Origin of the sequence: Streptomyces aurantiacus JA 4570, from assembly GCF_000414115.1 — a bacterium.
Lineage (GTDB): Bacteria > Actinomycetota > Actinomycetes > Streptomycetales > Streptomycetaceae > Streptomyces > Streptomyces aurantiacus_A.
In genome coordinates this window covers 1-17,883 of record NZ_AOPZ01000168.1, presented here as the reverse complement: position 1 = coordinate 17,883, position 17,883 = coordinate 1, and the positions used below count along the sequence as shown (strand labels likewise).

Here is a 17,883-nt window from a genome sequence, read left to right as displayed (position 1 = left end):
CCACCCGCCCACCCGTGACGGCCACCCTCAGGCGTCGGGCCGCAGCCGGGGCCAGCGTTGCCCCACAGCACACCAACCCCACCTCCCGGTGCCACCCGGGGCCGTTCGGCGTCGGCGGTCTGGGTGGGGCTCCCGTCCCCGCTGTGGGCAGCTGGGCCGCCAGGGGCGGCACGGGCCAGGGGCGGCACGGGTGGGCACAGCCCAGGCCCACGGTGCCCGTGGCGCTGGCGTGCACAGAGGCGCCCCGCCAGAACCCTCAGCCCGTCAAGCACACCCCCGCATAAGACACCCCGCCCACCACGACCCACGCGCACAGCCCCACTAGTCCCACCCGGCCCCCGGTGCGTACCAGTGACCGGAGGTCCACCGCGCTGCCGAGGCCGAACAGTGCCGCCGCGAGGAGCAGTTCCTGGGCGATGCCGGCCGCGTCGAGGGCCGAGTCGGGCAGCCACCCCGTGCTGCGTACCGCCACCATCCCCACGAACCCCGCGACGAACAGCGGCACCAACGGCGGCCGCCGCCCAGCCGAAGCCGTCGCGGGGCCCGAGGCCGCAGCCGCGCGGGCCCGGACGGCCACCGCGAGACCCGCCACCAGCGGAGCCAGCATCGCCACCCGCATCAGCTTGACGAGTACGCCTTCCCCGAGGGCGTCACCCCCGGCGGTCTGCGCGGTGGCGACCACCTGCCCCACGTCGTGCACGCTCGCCCCGACCCACCGCCCGAACTCCGCGTCGCTGAGGCCCAACGGGCCCTGGAGAAGCGGGAGTACGGCGATCGCGAGGGTGCCGCAGAGGGTCACGACGGCCACCGACGCGGCCGTGTCCCGCTCCTCGCTGCGCGAGACGTCGCTGACGGCGCCGATCGCGGACGCCCCGCAGATCGAGTAGCCGGTGGCGATGAGCAGGGGCTGGTCACCGGGCAGCCCCAGCTTCCGGCCGAGCCACCACGTACCGAAGAACGTCGCCGCGACCACGACGAGGATCATGGCGACGGTCTCCCAGCCGACCCCGAGTACGTCGCCCAGGCTGAGCTTCAGGCCGAGCAGCACCACACCCACGCGCATCAGCCGTTTCGCGGCGAAGGTGAGCCCGGGGCGGGCCCAGCCGCGTACCCACACCCGCGAACCCGGCACCTGCGCGGCCGCCAGACCGAGGACGATCGCGACCGTCAGCATCGGTATGCCGGGCACGAGGCGGTGGGTCAGCCAGGCGACGGCGACACCCGCCGCCGCGAGGGCGAGGCCCGGCCAGGGGCCCGAGGCGGCCGGGCGCCGGCGCGAAAGCGGGCGCGCAGCCGGTGCCCGCGCCGGCGCCGGCTTCGGCGGGCGCTGTCCGAGCAGCGCCATCAGCGGTCGGCCGGCAGGTCGTACACGCGCCGCACGCTGCTGCCGAGCCGCGAGATGTCCGCGCCGTAGACGTGCAGCGATATCGCCCGCCCCGCGCCCGCGTTCCACACGCGGTGGATGTCACCGGGCGGCGCGAAACCGCACACCGCGCCCTTCGGGTTCACCACGTCCTCCGTGGCGACGAGGTGCGCCGCGGTGCCGGGCCCGGCGGCGGGCACGAGCCGGTAGCGCCGCTCGTGCTCCTCGCCCTCGTGCACGCCGGTCACACACCACGACACGTGGTCGTGCACGGACGTGCGCTGGCCCGGCAGCCACACCAGGCCGACGACGGAGAAGCTGCCGTCGCTCTCGGCGTGCAGCAGGTGCTGGCGGTAGCGGTCCGGGTCGCCCTCGCACTGCTCGGCGGTGAGCAGGTCGGCGGCGCCCAGATGCGGCGCGAGGCGCTCGCCGACCAGGTACGCGGTCAGGTCCGGCGGCAGGCCGCGGCCGACGGCCTCGCGGATGTCGGAGACGAGCGCGTCGAGGCGCTCGGTCGTGCGGGTGCGGGTGTGCGCGGTGGGGGTGGTCATACGGGCAGAGTCGGCCCCCGCCATCCATCACGTCCAACGACAGTTTCTTCGCGGAACCTCAAAACCTGCTTATGGATTGGCCGCGCGACTCGCCTGTGGATCTGTCGTTCAGCAGCCCACCCGGTTCGCGGCCACCGCCTTCAACTCGTCGAGTACGAGCGCCGTGGCCGGAATGCGCAGGTGCTCCCGCAGGACGTACGCGGACACCTGCCGGCGCGACGCCGGGTCCAGCGGGCGGCCGGTGACCGAGCGGTGGCACAGGAAGTTCAGGACGAGTCCCGGCATCATCGCGATGCCGAGCCCTTCCGAGACGAGGCTCTGTATGACGAGGTTGTCGTCGGTGGTGAAGGCGATGTCGGGCGCGAAGCCCTGCTCGGCGCACTCGTGCAGGAAGTTGGCCCGGCAGCGCAGGCATCCGGCGATCCAGCGTTCCTCGGACAGGTCGGCGAGCCGCACCGAGCGGCGCCGCGCCATCGGGTGCCGGGTCGGCATCAGGACCGTCAACTGGTCCTCCATCAGCGGCACTTCGACCACCTCGTCCGGCACCTCTTCGCGCAGGCCGGGGTAGGTGAAGGCGAGCGTGACGTCGGCCTCGCCGTGCACCAGGCGGCGCAGCGACTCCGGCGGTTCGCACTCCTGCAGTTCGACGCGGATGCCGCGGTGGCCGCGGGCGAGGCGGGCCAGGGCCTCCGGGATCAGGGTGGCGGTGGCGCTGGGGAACGCGCACAGTCTCACCCGGCCGGTGCGCAGCCGCGTGATCGCGTTCATCTGCTGCTGCGCCGCGTCGATGTTGCCGAGGATCACCCCGGCGTGCCGGGACAGCGCCTCGCCCGCCTCCGTGAGCCGCATCCGGCGGCCGACGCGGGTGAACAGGACCGTGCCCACGGACCGTTCGAGCGCCTTCATCTGCTGGGTGATCGCGGGTTGCGTATAGCCGAGGGAGCGGGCCGCGGCGGAGTACGAACCGGTGCGGACCACTTCGTGGAAGGACCTGATGTGCCGGGAGTCGAACACGCCTGAATCATAAGCAGAATTTAGGAACAGGTGTCGGGGCCTTTCCGTCGCTTCTGGTTGGGCGGGATCCGCGGGTCCGGTCCGGCGGCCCCCGGCGGGCGGGCGCGGGCCGCCGGCCCGGCTGCGCGATCCTTGACCGCGTGAAGTCCGACCGGCTGCTCTCCGTCCTCCTGCTGCTCCAGACCCGCGGGACGGTGCCCGCGCACGAACTCGCCGAGCGCCTGGAGGTGTCCGTACGCACCATCTACCGCGACGTCGAGGCGCTGTCGGCGGCCGGTGTCCCGGTGTACGCCGAGCGCGGCCGGCACGGCGGCATCGCGCTGCTCCCGGGCTACCGCACGGACGTCACGGGGCTGACCGCCGACGAGTCGCGCGCCCTGTTCGTGCTCGCCGCGCAGGGCGCGCACGCCGCGCTCGGCCTGGACGCGGCCATCGGCTCGGCCCTGCGCAAGGTGATGGCGGCGCTGCCCGCACCGCACCGGCCCGCCGCCGAACTGACAAGCCGCCGGATCCTCGTCGACGCCACGCGCTGGACGCGCGGGCCCGGCGACGGCCTGCCCGTGGACCACCTGGACACGCTTCAGGACGCCGTCTTCGCCGACCGGCGGCTGCGCGTCGGCTATGTGCACAGCGGCGCGGAGGACCCGGACGAGCCGAGCACGTACACCCTCGATCCGTACGGCCTGGTGTCCAAGGCGGGGGTCTGGTACCTCGTGGCCGACCGGGACGGTGAGCCGCGGCTGTTCCGCGCCGACCGGGTGCGCTCGGCGTGCGTGACGGACGAGCCCGTGCGGCGCAGGCCGGGCGTCGAACTGGCCGATGTCTGGGAGGTGCTGAAGCGGCGGGTGGAGCGGCGCACCGGCGGCATCGAGGTCACCGCGCGGGTGCGCCGCGACCGCCTCGGCCGCTTCCTGCGGCTGCACGGGGGCGCGCTCACCGAGGTGGTCGTCGAGGACACGGAGGAGGGGGAGGGGCAGGGCGCGGGCCAGGGTGCTGGTGCGGGCAAGGGGGAGTGGGTCACTGTGCGTCTCGTGTGCGAGGAGACGCGCGCGACCCGCGTGCTGCTCGCCTTCTCCGACGCCCTTGAGGTCCTTTCGCCGCCGGAGGTACGGGAAGAGCTGGCGCGGGCCGCCGCGGCTGTCAGTGCCCTGTACGAGGGCCCGCATTGAGGAAACGGCCGAGCTCCGCCGTGAGTTCCGCCGGCGCGTCCTCCTGTACGAGATGTCCGGCGCCCTCGATGAGCCGCAGCTCGGCGCCGGGGATCAGCTCGGCGAGTTCGTGGCCGCGTGCCACCGGGATCCAGGTGTCCTCGGTGCCCCAGCAGACCAGGACGGGCAGCGCCAACTCGCCGTACCTGCCCTGGATCTCGTCCGTGAAGCGCTGGTCGTTCTGCTCGATCTGCCGGTAGAAGGCGGGCCGGCCCGCTTCGGTGCACCAGGGCGCCACGAGCCGGTCGAGCACCGCCGGGTGCAGGCCGCGGTGGCTCGCCGAGCCGACGTACTCACGCACCAGCGCCTCGTGCAGCGCGGCCGGGAGCTGAGCGAACACCTCCGCGTGCGCGCCGAGCAGCCGGTACGTGGGCGAGCCCCAGGGTGCAAGCGCCACCGGGTCGACGACGGCGAGGCGTTCGTAGCGCGCCTCGTGCAGCAGGTGGGCCCGCAGCGCCACGCAGCCCCCGAAGTCGTGTGCCACGACCGCCGGGAGGTCCCGCCCGTCCCGCCCGTCCAGGCCCCAGTGGGCGAGCAGTTCGGTGAGTACCCGGGCCTGCGCGGCGAGGGTGACGTCCTGCCCGGACCGCATCTCGGAGGCGCCGTACCCGGGCAGGTCCCAGACGTACACGCGGTGTTCGCGCGCCAGCGCCCCGGCGATGCCCCGCCAGACGTACGACGAGAACGGGGTGCCGTGGACCAGGACGACCGGCGGTGCGTCCGCGGGACCGAGGGCGGCCCAGCGGACGGCGCCGGACGAGGAGGCGAAGGTCTCGCCGAGGGGCCAGTCATCGTGTGTGGTCGTCATGACCGATAAGGCTAGTTGCCCCTTACTGGCGCGTCGAGCCAGTGCAGGCGTCCAAGGCTCACCAGGCGCAACTGCCTGCGGGCGGTGTCCGTCACCGGGCCCGCGTCGTCGGTCTCGAGCAGGGCGGACGCGGTCATCACCATGTGGTCCACGTACATCCGGGCGAGCATCAGCAGGTCGTCCTCGCTCCAGCCCGCCGCCTCCGGTTCCGAGGCGAACTGCGCCGCCACCTCCTCGGCGAACAGCGCCAGTTGCGCGCCTATGGCCTCGCGCACCCGCTTCACGCCGCCGTGCTGTTCGCGCGCGATGAAGCGGGCGTGGGCGGGGTACGCGCGTACATAGGCGACGATCAGGTCGACGGCGGCCGCGATGCGTTCCTCGCCGTCACCGGTCGCCGCGAGCGTGGCGACGAGCGTCGTGTGCAGGCTGCCCAGGGCCTCCTCGACGAGGGCCACGCCCAGGTCGGCGGTGTCGCGGAAGTGCCGGTAGAAGGCGGTGGGCGCCACCCCCACGGCGCGGGTCACCTCGCGCAGGCCGAGGCTGGACAGGCTCTGCTCCTCCAGCAGGCGCAGCGCCGCGTCGAGGAGTGCCTGCCGGGTCTTCTGCTTCTGCGCCTGCCGGGCGCCCCGGGCCGGGCCGTCGAGGGTGTGACTCATGCCATGCAGTTAACAACTGTTCTCCCAGTTTTGGAAGCCGCGAGGCGAGTAGTTCTCTAGTCAGTGAACAGTTGTAACCACAAGCGTTCACCGAAGAGAGGTTGTAGTCCCATGCTGTTCCTCGTCGCCGCCCTCCTGCTGCTCGGCGTCGCCATGGGCACCGTGGCGCACGCCCCGCTGCCCGTCACGCTCGTGATGGCCGCGGTCATCGGCGCCTGGCTGCTGGTGTTCGCGGTGCGCGAGCGCCACGCGCGCCACCGCTGACTCCGTACTCCGGCACTCCGGCACTCCGGTACTTCGGTTCTCCGGTCCTCCGGTTTTCCGGTCCTCCGGTTTTCCGGTCCTCCGGTTTTCCGGTCCTCCGGTTTCCGTACGGCATTCGATCACTCTGAGGGAGTCGCACCATGGAACTCACCGCACAGGCCCAGCGTCCCGTCGGCCGTCGGGACACCGACGGCATGGCCGTGGCCTCCTTCGTGCTCGGTCTGCTCGGGCTGCTCGTCCTGAACATCGTGCTCGGCCCCGTCGCCATCGCGCTGGCGTCCGTCGCGCTGTGGCGCGGCACCGGGCGCCGCGGCCGCGCGCTGCTCGGACTCGGGCTCGGCGTGGCCGACCTCGTCCTCCTCGGCGTACTGATGTCCCTCAACAACTCGGTGTCCTGGAGCTTCGCGGGCTGACCGGCGCCGACGGGCCACCGCGGGGTCCGGCCGCGACCGCGCGGCTCGTAGAATCGTGCCCACCATGGCCTACCTCGACCACGCCGCGACCACTCCGATGCTTCCGGAGGCGATCTCGGCGATGACCGCCCAGCTCGCCGTCACCGGCAACGCTTCCTCATTGCACGCGGCGGGGCGCCGGGCGCGACGCACGGTCGAGGAGGCCCGCGAGACGCTGGCCGAGTCGCTCGGCGCGCGCCCCAGCGAGGTGGTCTTCACCGCCGGCGGCACCGAGGCCGACAACCTCGCCGTGAAGGGCCTCTATTGGGCGCGGCGCTCCGGCGCGGACGGCGGCCCGCCCCGGACCCGGGTCCTTGCGAGCCCTGTCGAGCACCACGCCGTCCTCGACGCCGTGGACTGGCTCGGCGAGCACGAGGGCGCCACCGTCGAGTACCTCCCCGTGGACGCGCACGGCCGCGTGCACCCCGAGGTGCTGCGCGAGGCCATCGCCCGCAACCCCGACGATGTCGCCCTCGCGACCGTCATGTGGGCCAACAACGAGATCGGCACCCTCCAGCCGGTGCGCGAACTGGCCGACGTCTGCGCCGAGTTCGACGTGCCGCTGCACGCCGACGCCGTGCAGGCCGTCGGGCAGGTGCCCGTCGACTTCGGCGCCTCCGGGCTCGCCGCGATGACCGTCTCCGGCCACAAGATCGGCGGCCCCTACGGCATCGGCGCACTGCTGCTCGGCCGCGCCCACAGCCCCGTGCCCGTGCTGCACGGCGGCGGACAGGAGCGGCATGTGCGCTCCGGCACGCTCGACGTGCCCGCGGTCGCCGCGTTCGCCGTGGCCGGGCGGCTCGCCGCCGAGCGCCGCGAGTGGTTCGCCCGCGAGATCGGCGCGCTGCGCGACGAACTGGTCGACGCGGTCCGCGCGGCCGTCCCCGACGCCATCCTCGGCGGCGACCCGGACCCGGGCGGACGGCTGCCGGCCAACGCGCACTTCACCTTCCCCGGCTGCGAGGGCGACTCGCTCCTGCTGCTCCTGGACGCGCAGGGCATCGAGTGCTCGACCGGCTCCGCCTGCACGGCGGGCGTCGCCCAGCCCAGCCACGTCCTCCTCGCCACCGGCACCGCCCCCGACCTGGCCCGCGGCACGCTGCGCTTCTCGCTCGGCCACACGTCGACACGCGAGGACGTGCAGGCGGTGACGGAGGCGATCGGCCCGGCGGTGGAACGAGCGAGGACGGCGGGCCTGAGCTGAGGCTTTTCAGCTCCTGTTTCAGCCCTTCCGGCGCGCCTTTCAGCCTTTCCGGCGTGCTTTTCAGCCCCTCCGGCGTTTGAGGAGCGGGGTCCGGGGCGAAGGGGCGGGATTGGGGAGCTCCCAGCCGGGCCTTCCCCACCCCGGGGGCACCGCTACGCCGGCGTGCCCGCCCGGGCAGGCCGGTCCCGTTCCCGCCGCACAAGCCGCAGATACCGCCCCCAGTCCCAGTGCGGCCCCGGATCGGTGTGATCCGTCCCCTCCACCTCCACATGCCCGATGATGTGCTCCCGGTCCACCGGAATGTCGTACCGCTCACAGATCCCCGCCGTGAGCCGCGCCGACGCCACGTACATCGCGTCAGTGAACGACGACTTCTCGTCCACGAACCCCTCGTGCTCGATGCCTACACTGCGCTCGTTCATCGACCGGTTCCCCGCGTGGAAGGCGACATCGAGCTCGCGGATCATCTGCGCGATGTGCCCGTCCTTGCGGACGACGTAGTGCGCCGCCGCCCCGTGCCCGGGGTCCTTGAAGACCTTGAGCGCGGTCGCGTACCCGCCCTGGACGACGTGGATGACGATGCGGTCGATGTCGTAGTCGGAGGGGCGGTCGGCGCGCCGCCAGTTCGCGCTCGACGCCGCTATCCACTGCGCGCCCCGGGCGTCGACCTCGCCTTCCTTGCGCTTCTTCACGACGCCGGGAACCCGCCACCACAGGCGGCCCAGCTCCTCGCGGGCGAGCACGGCCGCGCCGACGCCGACGGCCGCACCGCCGAGCAGCAGCGCGCGCCGCGTGGACCCGCGCCGGCGCTCCGGCTCCGCGCCCGCGCCGCTGTCCCCGCTCGCGCCGGATTCCGGCTTCTCGGCCCGCGCGGCCTTCTCGGTGTGCTCCGCGTTCTCGTCCCCCATGTGATCCCCAACGCATACTCACGGGCAGTGGGTTCCCATGGACCCGTACCCTGTTAGGGCTATGACTTCGCAGATCTCCTCGGCCCAGCCGCGCACCAGCCGCCCGCTCCGCGTCCTCGCCGCCATGTCCGGCGGCGTGGACTCCGCCGTCGCCGCTGCCCGGGCCGCCGAAGCCGGGCACGACGTGACCGGTGTGCACCTCGCGCTCTCGGCGAACCCGCAGTCGTTCCGCACGGGCGCGCGCGGGTGCTGCACCATCGAGGACTCGCGCGACGCGCGGCGCGCGGCGGACGTCATCGGCATCCCGTTCTACGTGTGGGACCTCGCCGAGCGCTTCCGCGAGGACGTCGTCGAGGACTTCGTCGCCGAGTACGAGGCGGGGCGCACCCCCAACCCGTGCCTGCGCTGCAACGAGAAGATCAAGTTCGCCGCGCTCCTGGACAAGGCCCTCGCCCTCGGCTTCGACGCGGTCTGCACCGGCCACTACGCGCAGGTGATCCTGAACGACGACGGCACGCGCGAGCTGCACCGCGCCTCGGACATGGCCAAGGACCAGAGTTACGTCCTCGGGGTCCTGGACGACCGGCAGCTCGCGCACGCGATGTTCCCGCTCGGCGACACGGTCACCACGAAGGACGAGATCCGCGCGGAGGCCGAGCGGCGCGGGCTCGCCGTCGCCAAGAAGCCCGACAGCCACGACATCTGCTTCATCGCGGACGGCGACACCCAGGGCTTCCTCGCCTCCCGCCTGGGCAAGGCGGAGGGCGACATCGTCGACGCCGAGGGCAACAAGCTGGGCACCCACGACGGGGCGTACGGCTTCACGATCGGCCAGCGCAAGGGCCTGCGCATCGGCACCCCCGCCCCCGACGGCAAGCCCCGCTACGTCCTGGACATCTCCCCGGTGAACAACACCGTGACGGTCGGCTCCGCCGCCGACCTGGACGTGACGGCCCTGACGGCCGTCAAGCCCCGCTGGTGCGGAGCGGCCCCCTCCGGCCCCGGCACGTACACGGCCCAGCTCCGCGCCCACGGCGGCGAGACGCCGGTCACGGCGGAGCTGGTGGACGGCGAGCTGCGGGTCTCCTTCGCGGAGCCGGTACGGGGCGTCGCCCCAGGCCAGGCGATCGTCCTGTACGAGGGCTCGCGCGTGGTCGGCTCGGCGACGATCGCCACGACGGAGCGGGCCGCTGCGCTGGCCTGAGACATGTGGGCGTCGGCCGGGTGTGTATGGGGCTGCGCCCCTGGCCCCCCGTTCGGCGCTCCGCGCCTCGTCCTCAAACGCCGGACGGGCTTTTGACCTCCGGGCTGCCGTCCCGGCGAGGTTTCCAGCCCGTCCGGCGATTGAGGACGAGCCGCGGCGATTGAGGACGAGCCGCGAAGCGGCGATGCGGGGGAGAGGGGCGCAGCCCCATGCGCATCACGCCACGGTGAGGACCAGCTTGCCCTGGGTGCGGGACTGTTCGCCCACGGCGTGCGCCTCGGCCGCCCGCGCCAGCGGGAACGTGGCCGCGACCTCCGCGCGCAGCGCGCCCTCCTCGACCAGGCGGGCGATCTCCAGCATCCCGTGCCGGTCCGGCTCCACGACCGTCCAGCCGGCGTGCACCCCCAGCTCCCGCGCCCGCTCGGCGTCCGGCAGCCCGCCCGGGTCGGGCAGCGTCACCAGGTGCCCGCCCCGGCGCAGCACGCCCAGGGAACGCTCGCCGTACGCGCCGCCGACCCCGTCGAGGACCACGTCGACGTCGCGCACGGCCTCGGTGAAGTCCACCGCCGTGTAGTCGATCAGCTCGTCCGCGCCCAGGCTCCGCAGGAACTCGTGCTTGTCGGCGCGCGCCGTGCCGATGACGTACGCGCCGTACGCCTTGGCGATCTGCACCGCGAGATGGCCGACACCGCCCGCCGCCGCGTGGATCAGCACGCGCTGACCGGCGCGCAGTCCCGCCGTCTCGACCAGGCCCTGCCAGGCCGTGAGCGCGGCCAGGGGCAGCGCCGCCGCCTCCACGTGGTCGATGTTCGCGGGCTTGCGGGCGAAGCGCCGCGCGGGAGCCGTCACGTACTCCGCGTAGCCGCCCGCCTGCTCCGGGAAGCGCGGCATGCCGAACACCTCGTCACCGGGGGCGAAGAGGGTCACTCCGGGGCCGACGGCCTCGACGGTGCCGGACACGTCGTACCCGAGGATCGGGGTGTCGCCCCACGTCCCGAACTGGCCCGCGGCGCGGATCTTCCAGTCGGCCGGGTTCACCCCGGCCGCGTGCACCTTGACCAGGATCTCGGTGAGCCCGGGCTCGGGACGGGCCACCTCTACGGGGACCAGGACGTCGGGGGCACCCCACACGCGCGGGCTGACGGCACGCATGGTGGCGGGCGCGGGCGCGGGCGAGGAGGCCGGCGTGGCCGCGGTCGTGGTCGTACGGGAGCTCATTGATCTTGTTCCTCTCTGGTGAGCGGTCACCAGAGTGCGCCCCGGAGGCCGACGGCGGTGCTGGCAGTTTGGCCATCATGTGACAGGATCTGGCCATGGCCTCCCGCAGCACGCACCGCGTCGTCGTCCTAGCCCTGGACGGCGTGTACCCCTTCGAGCTGGGCATCCCCTCGCGCGTGTTCGGCAACGCCGAGGACGCCGAGGGCCGTGCGCTGTACGACGTCGTGGTGTGCACGCCGGACGGCCGCCCCGTGCGGGCCGACGCGGGCTTCTCCGTGGCCGTCGAGCACGGCCCGGAGGTGCTGGAGGCGGCGGACACGGTGGTGCTCCCGCCCGCGGGCCCCTGCGACACGGAGGCCGCCGTCAAGGGGCTGACGGGGCCGGTCGGCGCGGCCCTCGCCCGGATGCGTCCGGGCACGCGCCTGGTGTCGTTCTGCAGCGCCTCGTTCGTCCTCGCGGCGGCCGGTCTCCTCGACGGGCGGCCCGCGACCACGCACTGGCAGGTCGCCGAAGAGTTCCGGCGCCAGTTCCCCCGGGTGCGGCTCGACGAGGACGTCCTCTTCGTGGACGACGGCGACATCCTCACGTCGGCGGGCGTCGCCGCGGGCGTCGACCTGTGCCTGCACCTCGTACGCCGCGACCACGGGAGCGCCGTCGCCAACCACGTCGCGCGCCGCTGCGTCGTACCGCCCTGGCGCGACGGCGGCCAGGCGCAGTACATCGAACGGCCCGTCCCGGAGCCGATGGCCGCCACGACGGCGCCCACGCGCGCGTGGGCCCTGGAACGGCTCCAGGAGCCGCTGACGCTCGGCGAGCTGGCGGACCACGCGCGGATGAGCCTGCGCACGTTCACGCGCCGCTTCCGTGACGAGGTGGGCACCACGCCGGGCCGCTGGCTCACCGCCCAGCGCATCGAACTGGCCCGCAACCTCCTGGAGACCAGCGACCTGCCCATCGACCTCGTGGCCCACCGCGCGGGCTTCGGCACCGCCAACTCGCTGCGCCAGCACATGCGTTCCGTCCTGGGCGTGTCACCGGCCGCCTACCGCAGGACGTTCACGGCCACGGCCGCCTAGGGGCTGTCCGACGGGTCGAACGGCCCCTAGGTCTCCGGAACCTCCTCCACCTCGTAGAAGCAGAAGTGGTCCTTGATGAGGGCCACTTCGGGCTTCGGCTCCGGATACGCCCACACGGTGTCCGCGGCGTCCGGCAGCGACCAGTAGGACGCCGTCCCCTTGAAGGGGCAGTACGTCTGCGTGCCGGACGGCGTCAGCAGGTCCGTACGCACGTCCTCCGGAGGCAGGTAATAGCGCACCGGGTAGCCCGTCTCGCGCAGCAGCAGCGGCCGCCTGCTCTCGGCCACCACCTGTCCGCCGTGCGCCACGCGCACGTGCCGGGTGCCCTGCTCGACGGTGATGCGGTGTCCTTGGGTCACGATGTCGTCCTCCGTCGTCCTGTAGTGCCTTTTCCTGGTGCAGCGCGTTCCGGCGCACTCTTCTTCCCGAGGTGTCAGAGGCGGAACGTACCGTGGGGCCCATGAATATCTGCGTCTTCCTCTCCGCCGCCGACCTGCCCGAGACCTACACCCGCCCCGCCCGCGAGTTCGCCGAGCTGCTCGGCAAGGGCGGGCACACGCTGGTGTGGGGCGGGTCGGACGTGGGCCTGATGAAGGTCGTGGCGGACGGCGTGCAGGAGGCCGGCGGGCGCCTCATGGGCGTCTCGGTCGACTTCCTCGCCGCGAAGGCCCGCTCCGGCGTGGACGACATGGTCATCGCCAAGGACCTCGCCGAGCGCAAGGCGCTGCTCCTGGAGAAGGCCGACGCCGTCGTCATCATGGTCGGCGGCACGGGCACCCTCGACGAGGCCACCGACATCCTGGAGCTGAAGAAGCACGGCAGGACCACCAAGCCGGTGGTCCTGCTCAACTCGGCCGGGTTCTACGACGGGTTGAAGGAGCAGTTCCGCCGCATGGAGGACGAGGGCTTCCTGCCGGTGCCGCTGACCGACCTGGTCTTCTTCGCGGAGGAGCCCGTGGGCGCCCTTGCCTATCTGGAGGAGGCCATGGGCACGCGCTGACCGGCCGGAATGCGACCATGGGCGCATGGCAACTCATGTGATCACCGGGGCGGGCTCCGGCATCGGCGCGGCCGTCGCCCGCCGTCTCCACGCGCGCGGGGACACCCTCGTGCTGCACGCGCGCGACGCGGGACGCGCCAAGGAGCTCGCCGCCGAGTACCCGGGCGCGAGCACCCTCGTCGGCGACCTGAACGACCCGGACAAGCTCTCCTGGGCCTTCTCGCACCAGACGCTCCCGGACCGCGTGGACTCGCTGCTGCACATCGCGGGCGTCGTCGACCTCGGCCCCGTCGGCGACCTCACCCCGAAGTCCTGGCGCCACCAGCTGAACGTCAACCTGATCGCGCCCGCCGAGCTGACCCGGCACTTCCTGCCCCAACTCCGCGTCGCCCAGGGTCACGTGATCTTCGTGAACTCCGGCGCGGGCCTTCGCGCGAGCCCCGAGTGGTCCGCGTACGCAGCCTCCAAGCACGGCTTGAAGGCGCTCGCGGACTCCCTGCGGGGCGAGGAGCACGGCAACGGCGTGCGCGTCACCTCCGTCTACCCCGGCCGCACGGCGAGCCCCATGCAGGCCAAGGTCCACCAGCAGGAGGGCAAGGAGTACGACGCCGGGCAGTGGATCGACCCCGAGTCCGTGGCCACGACCATCCTGATGGCCCTGGACCTGCCGCGCGACGCCGAGGTCAACGACCTGACGGTGCGGCCGGGACGGTGAGCACGGCGGTGAGCACGACACAGTGGGGCGGCGCCACCGGCGTCGGATCGATGCCCGGGGGCGACGCCCGCGAGACCGCGAAGACGGTCACCGGCACCTTCGAAGGCGGCGGTGACGGGCGGGGCATGCCGTACCTGGCCGAGCTGCCCGCGCGCGGCCCCGGCGCCGACATGATCGGCCGCACCGCCGGGATGCTCGTCGAGCTGTACGCGCGCGTGGAGCCCAGCGGCTGGCGCCTCGGCGACCGGCCGGGCCGCGACACGCGCCGTGCGGCGTCCTGGCTCGGCGAGGACCTGGACGCCCTGGAGGAGTTCACCCAGGGGTACGAGGGCCCGCTGAAGGTCCAGGCCGTCGGGCCCTGGACGCTCGCCGCCGCCCTGGAACTGCGCAACGGCGAGGCCGCGCTCTCCGACCCCGGCGCCTGCCGCGACCTCGCCGGATCCCTCGCGGAAGGTCTCCGCGCCCACCTCGCGGAGGTCAGGAGGCGGGTGCCGGGCGCCGACCTCGTCCTCCAGCTCGACGAGCCGTCGCTCACCGCGGTGCTGCGCGGACAGATCAGGACCGCCAGCCAGTACCGCACCCACCGCGCCGTGGACCGCCAGGCCGTCGAGAGCGCGCTGCGCGACGTCATGGCCGTCCACGACGGTCCCGTCGCCGTGCACTCCTGCGCGCCCGACGTGCCGTTCGCGCTGCTGCGCCGGGCGGGCGCGGACGCCGTGTCGTTCGACTTCGCGCTGCTCACCGAGCGTGATGACGAGGTACTCGGCGAGGCCGTCGAAGCGGGCACGAAGCTGTTCGCCGGTGTCGTACCGGGCACGGAAGGCCCATTGTCAGACCCTGCCGGTAGCGTCATGGGTGTCAGGACGCTGTGGCGCAGGCTGGGGCTGAATCCGGGGTCGCTCGCGGACGCGGTCACGGTCACGCCGTCGTGCGGTCTCGCGGGTGCTTCGCCCGCGTACGCCCGCGCGGTGCTCGCCCACTGCGTCCGGGCGGCGAGATCACTCGCGGACAACCCTGAGTAACCGGGTCTGAAGGTAACGGGAGGACGAGACGGTGGCTGTCGAACAGGAAGGCACGGTGCCCGCGGAGGCACGCGACGAGCACGCCCAGCTCGCCGAGCAGATCGAGGAGCACCGCTTCCGGTACTACGTGAAGGACCAGCCGGTCGTCAGCGACGCCGAGTTCGACAAGCTGCTGCGCTCGCTGGAGGCCCTGGAGGAGCGCCATCCGGAGCTGCGCACCCCGGACTCGCCGACCCAGAAGGTCGCCGGTTCGTACGAGACGGACTTCGCCTCGGTCGAGCACCGCGAGCGGATGCTGTCGCTCGACAACGCCTTCGACGACGAGGAGCTGGCCGCCTGGGCCGACCGCGTCGCCAAGGAGGTGGGCACCAGCGACCACCACTTCCTGTGCGAGCTGAAGATCGACGGCCTAGCGGTCAATCTGACGTACGAGAACGGCAGGCTGACCCGCGCCGCGACCCGCGGCGACGGCCGCGCGGGCGAGGACATCACGCCCAACGTCCGCACGATCGCGGACATCCCCGAGCGCCTCAAGGGCGACCGCGTTCCGGCGCTCGTGGAGATCCGCGGTGAGGTCTTCTTCCCGATGGAGAAGTTCGAGGAGCTGAACGCCCGCCTGGTCGAGGCCGGCGACAAGCCCTTCGCCAACCCGCGCAACGCGGCCGCGGGCTCCCTGCGCCAGAAGGACCCGCGCGTCACCGCGACACGCCCGCTGCACATGGTGGTGCACGGCATCGGCGCCCGCGAGGGCTTCGACATCGACTGCCTGTCCCAGGCGTACGACCTGCTGCGCGAGTGGGGCCTGCCCACGACCCGGCACGCCAAGGTCGTCCAGGGCCTCGACGACGTCCGCGAGTTCATCACGTACTACGGCGAGCACCGCCACTCCGTGGAGCACGAGATCGACGGCGTCGTCGTCAAGCTCGACGAGATCCCGCTCCAGGGCCGCCTCGGCTCCACCTCGCGCGCCCCCCGCTGGGCCATCGCCTGGAAGTACGCGCCGGAGGAGGTCAACACCAAGCTCGTCGACATCAGAGTCGGCGTGGGCCGCACCGGTCGCGTCACTCCGTACGCCGTGGTGGAGCCCGTCACCGTCGCGGGCTCGGAGGTCGAGTTCGCCACGCTGCACAACCAGGACGTGGTCAAGGCCAAGGGCGTCTTCATCGGCGACACGGTGGTCCTGCGCAAGGCGGGCGACGTCATCCCGGAGATCCTCGGCCCCGTCGCCGACCTGCGCGACGGCAGCGAGCGCGAGTTCGTGATGCCCGCCGATTGCCCCGAGTGCGGCACCGCCCTGCGGGCCATGAAGGAGGGCGACATCGACCTCCGCTGCCCGAACGGGCAGACCTGCCCCGCCCAGTTGCGCGAGCGCCTGTTCTACCTCGCGGGCCGCAAATGCCTGGACATCGAGAACTTCGGCTACGTCGCCGCGGCCGCCCTGACCAAGCCGCTGGAGCCCGCCGACCCCCCGATCCTCGACGAGGGCGACATCTTCGACCTGAAGGTCGAGGAACTCCTGCCCATCAAGTCGTACGTCCTCGACCAGGACTCGGGCCTGCCCAAGCGGGACCCGAAGACCGGCGAGGAAAAGGTCGTGACCTTCTTCGCCAACCAGAAGGGCGAGCCGAAGAAGAACACCCTCGCCATGCTGGAGAACATCGCCGCGGCCAAGGAGCGCCCGCTGGCCCGCGTCATCACCGGCCTGTCCATCCGCCACGTGGGCCCGGTCGCCGCCGAGGCGCTGGCCCGCGAGTTCCGCTCCATCGAGCGTATCGAGCAGGCCACGGAGGAGGAGCTCGCGGCCGTCGAAGGCGTCGGCCCGACCATCGCGGCCTCCCTCAAGCAGTGGTTCGCCGAGGACTGGCACCGCGAGATCCTGCGCAAGTGGCGGGCCGCCGGAGTGCGCATGGAGGAGGCCGGCGGAGGAGAGGACGAGGGCCCGCGTCCCCTGGAAGGCGTCACCGTCGTCGTCACCGGCACCCTGCAGAACCACACGAGGGATGGCGCGAAAGAGGCGCTGCAGAGCCGCGGAGCGAAAGTCACCGGTTCCGTTTCAAAGAAGACGGGATTCGTCGTAGTGGGTGACAACCCCGGTTCGAAGTACGACAAGGCCATGCAAGTGAAGGTTCCGGTTCTCGATGAGGACGGGTTCGCGGTCCTGCTCGAACAAGGGGCTGACGCGGCTCGGGAGGTCGCACTTCCGACCGAAGAATAGCGGTTGAAGGCCACCCGTTCAGCGCATATCAGATGCATACGGGTGGCCGGGTCGCATTCGGGCAACCGTAGACGACCGCTGCCCGTGGAAGCCTTCTGCGGCCTACTGTTGAGGTGTGCGCCTGCCGTGCCCCGCTGCGGAGGGGGCATCCCCTGCTCACCGAGAGCGGGGGGAAGGGTTTCAGACGCGGCTGTCCAGGGATCTTCAAGTCCGCGTGGCTCCGCGTGGCGTGGGCACCGCCGGCTGTGAGAGGGACGGGAATGGAACCGACCGAGAGCGTCGCCCCGGACTCATGGCTGCGGTCGCTCCTGCGGCGCGCCCTCGGCGCCCGGCGCGACCGCGCGGGTGCCACGGGGACCGCCCGGAGCGCTGCCGGGGCCGCGACGGCCGGCGGCACCCCCGAGTTCCGTCCCCGCGAGCGGGCCTGGACCACGACCGGCGGCACGGAAGCGGTCACGGTGCCGAGCTGGGCGGACGTTTCCGGCCCCGATCCCGCCCCACAGGAGGAAGCAACGCTCATACGGGGTACGGGAGTTGGTGAGGGACCGGAGCCGGGCGGACACGTCATGCCCGTGCGGGGAGCCGGCGGTCAGGCAGTGGTGGTCCCGGCGGAGGCTGGCGTGACGGCGAGTGCCGAAGGTGAACGACGGGGCGCGGGTGGGCGCAGTGCGCCCTGGCCCGGCAGGGACGAAACGGGCATCGCGGCGGACAGTGCCCCGCCCGCGACCGCACCGGCCGTGCGGGGCACGGCAGTTGACGGCACGGCGGGCGCCGGATTCGCCGGGGCGGGTTCCCCCGCAGTTCGGGGCGGGGCGGGTCCGGCCGCCGTCCGGGGGGCCGTCACCGGCTCCGCGGGAGGCGGGGAATCGTCCGTCGGCAGGGGTTCGGTGACCGGTTCCGGGGGAGGTGGTGACGCCGCGGGCGCCCGGGGTGCGGTGGCCGGCGCCGGCGGGGACGTCTCCGCGGGCGCGGTGCGTGCCGGGGCGGACGCCGCGGGCGGTGGGG

The 17,883-nt window shown here is 73.0% G+C and carries 18 protein-coding genes; 10 read left to right on the top strand and 8 right to left on the bottom strand.

Annotated elements, in window-relative coordinates; genetic code table 11:
• Nucleotides 1–256 precede the first annotated feature (256 nt).
• The 3 genes from STRAU_RS17660 to STRAU_RS17650 form a co-directional block, all read right to left on the bottom strand.
• Nucleotides 257–1,345: a YeiH family protein gene (locus tag STRAU_RS17660; protein ID WP_016641712.1), complete on the bottom strand. Its 1,089-nt coding sequence runs from the start codon at nt 1,343–1,345 to the stop codon at nt 257–259.
• A complete protein-coding gene (locus STRAU_RS17655; protein WP_016641711.1) occupies nt 1,345–1,914 on the bottom strand; it encodes a cysteine dioxygenase family protein in 570 nt (189 codons plus the stop codon). The genes STRAU_RS17660 and STRAU_RS17655 overlap by 1 nt, the downstream gene beginning before the upstream one ends.
• Before the next feature lie 108 nt (nt 1,915–2,022).
• Entirely contained in the window at nt 2,023–2,928 is a 906-nt protein-coding gene (locus STRAU_RS17650; protein WP_016641710.1) for a LysR family transcriptional regulator, read from the bottom strand.
• A gap of 140 nt (nt 2,929–3,068) precedes the next feature.
• Between STRAU_RS17650 and STRAU_RS17645 the strand changes: the two genes are divergently transcribed.
• A complete protein-coding gene (locus STRAU_RS17645; protein ID WP_016641709.1) occupies nt 3,069–4,097 on the top strand; it encodes a helix-turn-helix transcriptional regulator in 1,029 nt (342 codons plus the stop codon).
• Here STRAU_RS17645 and STRAU_RS17640 read toward each other — a convergent pair.
• Together STRAU_RS17640 and STRAU_RS17635 are read right to left on the bottom strand one after the other, a co-directional pair.
• Entirely contained in the window at nt 4,069–4,944 is an 876-nt protein-coding gene (locus STRAU_RS17640; protein ID WP_016641708.1) for an alpha/beta fold hydrolase, read from the bottom strand. The two genes, STRAU_RS17645 and STRAU_RS17640, sit on opposite strands and share 29 nt — an antisense overlap.
• Before the next feature lie 11 nt (nt 4,945–4,955).
• Nucleotides 4,956–5,600, bottom strand: a complete 645-nt coding sequence (locus tag STRAU_RS17635; protein ID WP_016641707.1) for a TetR family transcriptional regulator — start codon at nt 5,598–5,600, stop codon at nt 4,956–4,958.
• 111 nt (nt 5,601–5,711) lie between these two features.
• Between STRAU_RS17635 and STRAU_RS43000 the strand changes: the two genes are divergently transcribed.
• The 3 genes from STRAU_RS43000 (at nt 5,712) to STRAU_RS17620 (ending at nt 7,520) form a co-directional block, all read left to right on the top strand.
• Entirely contained in the window at nt 5,712–5,864 is a 153-nt protein-coding gene (locus STRAU_RS43000; protein ID WP_016641706.1) for a hypothetical protein, read from the top strand.
• 140 nt (nt 5,865–6,004) lie between these two features.
• Entirely contained in the window at nt 6,005–6,277 is a 273-nt protein-coding gene (locus STRAU_RS17625) for a hypothetical protein (protein WP_016641705.1), read from the top strand.
• Nucleotides 6,278–6,341: 64 nt separating this feature from the next.
• Complete coding sequence (locus STRAU_RS17620) at nt 6,342–7,520, top strand: cysteine desulfurase family protein (RefSeq protein WP_016641704.1); 1,179 nt, start codon at nt 6,342–6,344, stop codon at nt 7,518–7,520.
• A 152-nt stretch (nt 7,521–7,672) separates the two neighbouring features.
• On the opposite strand, the gene STRAU_RS17615 is transcribed toward STRAU_RS17620, so the two are convergent.
• Complete coding sequence (locus tag STRAU_RS17615) at nt 7,673–8,428, bottom strand: N-acetylmuramoyl-L-alanine amidase (RefSeq protein WP_016641703.1); 756 nt, start codon at nt 8,426–8,428, stop codon at nt 7,673–7,675.
• A gap of 61 nt (nt 8,429–8,489) precedes the next feature.
• Between STRAU_RS17615 and mnmA the strand changes: the two genes are divergently transcribed.
• On the top strand, nt 8,490–9,632 hold the full coding sequence (gene mnmA / locus STRAU_RS17610) for a tRNA 2-thiouridine(34) synthase MnmA (protein WP_016641702.1): 1,143 nt from the start codon (nt 8,490–8,492) through the stop codon (nt 9,630–9,632).
• A 216-nt stretch (nt 9,633–9,848) separates the two neighbouring features.
• Here the strand turns inward: mnmA and STRAU_RS17605 are convergent, their stop codons facing one another.
• Entirely contained in the window at nt 9,849–10,850 is a 1,002-nt protein-coding gene (locus STRAU_RS17605; RefSeq protein WP_016641701.1) for an NADP-dependent oxidoreductase, read from the bottom strand.
• Between the two features lie 95 nt (nt 10,851–10,945).
• Between STRAU_RS17605 and STRAU_RS17600 the strand changes: the two genes are divergently transcribed.
• Nucleotides 10,946–11,926, top strand: a complete 981-nt coding sequence (locus STRAU_RS17600; RefSeq protein WP_016641700.1) for a GlxA family transcriptional regulator — start codon at nt 10,946–10,948, stop codon at nt 11,924–11,926.
• A gap of 26 nt (nt 11,927–11,952) precedes the next feature.
• Here STRAU_RS17600 and STRAU_RS17595 read toward each other — a convergent pair whose 3' ends face one another.
• On the bottom strand, nt 11,953–12,285 hold the full coding sequence (locus STRAU_RS17595; protein WP_016641699.1) for a DUF427 domain-containing protein: 333 nt from the start codon (nt 12,283–12,285) through the stop codon (nt 11,953–11,955).
• A 101-nt stretch (nt 12,286–12,386) separates the two neighbouring features.
• Between STRAU_RS17595 and STRAU_RS17590 the strand changes: the two genes are divergently transcribed.
• From STRAU_RS17590 to ligA, 4 genes are read left to right on the top strand one after another with little or no spacing between them, the layout of a single operon-like run.
• Nucleotides 12,387–12,926: an LOG family protein gene (locus STRAU_RS17590; RefSeq protein WP_016641698.1), complete on the top strand. Its 540-nt coding sequence runs from the start codon at nt 12,387–12,389 to the stop codon at nt 12,924–12,926.
• A 25-nt stretch (nt 12,927–12,951) separates the two neighbouring features.
• Entirely contained in the window at nt 12,952–13,641 is a 690-nt protein-coding gene (locus STRAU_RS17585) for an SDR family oxidoreductase (RefSeq protein WP_016641697.1), read from the top strand.
• 50 nt (nt 13,642–13,691) lie between these two features.
• The gene (locus tag STRAU_RS17580) at nt 13,692–14,663 is read left to right on the top strand and encodes a methionine synthase (RefSeq protein ID WP_052029132.1); all 972 of its coding nucleotides are present in this window, start codon (nt 13,692–13,694) and stop codon (nt 14,661–14,663) included.
• A 31-nt stretch (nt 14,664–14,694) separates the two neighbouring features.
• Complete coding sequence (ligA, locus tag STRAU_RS17575; protein ID WP_016641695.1) at nt 14,695–16,878, top strand: NAD-dependent DNA ligase LigA; 2,184 nt, start codon at nt 14,695–14,697, stop codon at nt 16,876–16,878.
• Nucleotides 16,879–17,883 lie beyond the last annotated feature (1,005 nt).